3 protein-coding genes are annotated in these 2680 nt (G+C 37.8%); all 3 read left to right on the forward strand.

Annotated features, from left to right (window positions below; translation table 11 throughout):
• The first annotated feature begins 193 nt into the window (after positions 1–193).
• Positions 194–1306, forward strand: coding sequence for a CHAP domain-containing protein (locus tag ACLOR3_RS01545; RefSeq protein ID WP_411400075.1), 1113 nt, complete (start codon positions 194–196; stop codon positions 1304–1306).
• A 13-nt stretch (positions 1307–1319) separates the two neighbouring features.
• Positions 1320–1592: a helix-turn-helix domain-containing protein gene (locus ACLOR3_RS01550; RefSeq protein WP_270615915.1), complete on the forward strand. Its 273-nt coding sequence runs from the start codon at positions 1320–1322 to the stop codon at positions 1590–1592.
• A gap of 10 nt (positions 1593–1602) precedes the next feature.
• A partial coding sequence (locus ACLOR3_RS01555; RefSeq protein WP_412036922.1) for a tyrosine-type recombinase/integrase occupies positions 1603–2680 on the forward strand: 1078 nt, incomplete at its 3' end.

The following is a 2680-nucleotide window of genomic DNA, read 5'->3' on the forward strand; positions in this document are numbered from 1 at the left end:
GAAACTCTTTATCAAGCTTACCAAGAAGGAAAACGCTCAGTCGATTTCCTTCTTTTGTTTCCAGTCTCAGAACAAGAAAGAGACCAAATCATCCTACAGGCTAAGTCCTATTCAGTCGTTTTAGATGCAAAATGGCTTTTTGGGACTGTTTTGTTCACTGCTTATATAAGACATTAACTAGAAAGGAGATTCTATGAAAAAACTAAAATGGTTTCTATTAGCTGGTCTCATTCCTCTCTTTCTACCAGTCCTCATTATCATTATCCTTATGGGGGCTGTCGGTGGTGGTGGAACGAATGGCTCGCCCCAATCTCAAAATGGAGTGACTTATGCGGATCACTGGTCAGATGGAGACCCTTATACTCATAACCTACTTGTTCATCGCTTCGGTATCACAGCAGAGCAATTAGACGGCTTTTTAGATACGTTAGGAATCTCCTATGATAAGAACCGAATTAATGGGAAAAAGCTCCTCGAATGGGAAGCTAAATCTAATCTTGATGTCCGTGGAATCGTTGCGATCGCACTGAATGAAAGTTCCCTTGGAACTGCTGGGGTAGCCACTAATCATGGAGCCAATATGTTTGGTTTTGGAGCCTATGACTCCAATCCAGAATATGCCAATAACTTTAATGATGAAGTTGCTGTTGTCGGACTAACCCAACAAACCATCATTGGAAATAAAAACCAAACTTTTAAAATTCAAGATGACAAGGCTAAAAAGTTTGCGAATGGAACGCTCAATCCAGCAACTGATGGCGGGGTCTATTTCACAGATACCACAGGATCGGGAAAAAGACGTGCAGAAACCATGCAAAAACTGGATGCCTTCATTGATGAACATGGAGGAACACCAAAAGCTCCTGAACAAACTACAGGAAAAACTAGAGATGGTGGAGGAGTAACTTCAAATGATATACCGGTAGGTTACAGTCTGACAACAGCTATTGATACCACAGGATATATCACTAGTACCTATCCTTGGGGACAATGTACCTGGTATGTCTTCAACCGTGGAAAACAAGTCGGAGTCAACTTTGATCCATTTATGGGAAATGGTGGACAATGGATGAATAAGCCAGGTTTCACAACAACCCATACACCAACAGAACACTCTGCTCTATCGTTTAGCCCTGGACAAGCTGGAGCTGATCCAATATACGGACACATTTCATTTGTGGAACAGGTCAAATCAGATGGTTCAATTCTCGTCTCAGAGTGTAATGTAAAAGGGTTAGGAATCATTAGTTACCGCACATTTGATGCGGAAACTGCCAAACAATTTACCTATGTTATTGGACATTAGAAAGGAAAAAAATATGTTAGTACAGTTACCAGAAGAACAGACACAAGAAATTCAAAAAATGATCGCAACTCTTATCAAAGATGAGATTCATCATTTCAAAGAAGATATGGGATTAGACACTCCATTTCTGAACAAAAAACAAACCTGCCATTATCTAGGAATTTCACATAATACTCTTGATATCTGGATTGCAATGGGGCTACCGTATATTCGAGTCGGAAAGTCCATTCGTTTCAGCAAAGAAAGTATCAAGCAGTGGATGACTCGACTAGAGATAAGCGCTTAAGGAGGCAAAAATGGGTATTTCAAAAACAAAAAATGGATCCTATAGGCTAAGGGTATACATACCCGATGATGTCCAAGGAAAGCTAGGAATCGGCAAACGATTTGAAAAAAGGTTTAAAACTCGTAGAGAAGCTAAGGAAGCAGAAATTAAGTTAGCTGTTGACATTGAAAATGCACGTTTAGGAAGGTCTTCTACTTTATCTCAAAGAAAAGGAGACATCCTATTCAAAGATTTTTACAAAGATATTTGGCTAGAACCCTATAAAGCAGGGCAAGCCACTGCTACTATTAAGCCACCTACAGCAGTAACCGTCTTTCAAACAGAAAATCTCTTTCGTTTGCAGATTCTTCCAGTCCTAGGTAATTATTCTATTGATCATCTCAATGAAAACAAACAACTAGTTTTGTCACTTCTTACTCCACTATCGAATTCTTATGCCAACTTTAAATCCATTAGAGGCTACGTCAATTCTGTCTTAGACTGGGCAGAAGAGCTTGAATATATTCAGGTCAATAAGGTAAAGAAGACCATCAGTAGAATTAAAGCTAATAAAAAATTAGCTCTAAAAGAAAGTAAAAAGTTTGAAGACTTAGCATTAAATGAGGAGGAACTTAAACAATGGCTACAAGCATTTGATGAAGATCTAAAAAATGATCGAATGGAATTAAAAGATTATGCTTTGTTCTATACGACATTCTTTTTATCAGATAGAAAATCAGAAACCTACGCCCTCCAATGGAAACATATCAATTTTGAAAAAAACGAAATTCTCATTGAACAAGCATTAGACAAATTCGGGAATGTTAAATCAACAAAAGGAAATAAAAAAACTCTATTTAAAGCACCTAAAGAACTAATGAATATCCTGACCGATTGGAAAATAGAACAAAAAAAACAACTAAAGCTGTTTGGAATCAGACAGAATGAAAAGCAATTCGTTTTCACATACAATAATAGAACAAACGGTATTAACGTTCCACTTCATATTGATTATCTTAATCATCGAATGAATTCTATTCGAAGAAGACATCCAGAACTTCCTCCAGCATCTCCTCACAAATTAAGACACACTGGAGCAACTCTGGCAA

The sequence above is a fragment of the Streptococcus intestinihominis genome, from assembly GCF_046824975.1.
Classification (GTDB): domain Bacteria; phylum Bacillota; class Bacilli; order Lactobacillales; family Streptococcaceae; genus Streptococcus.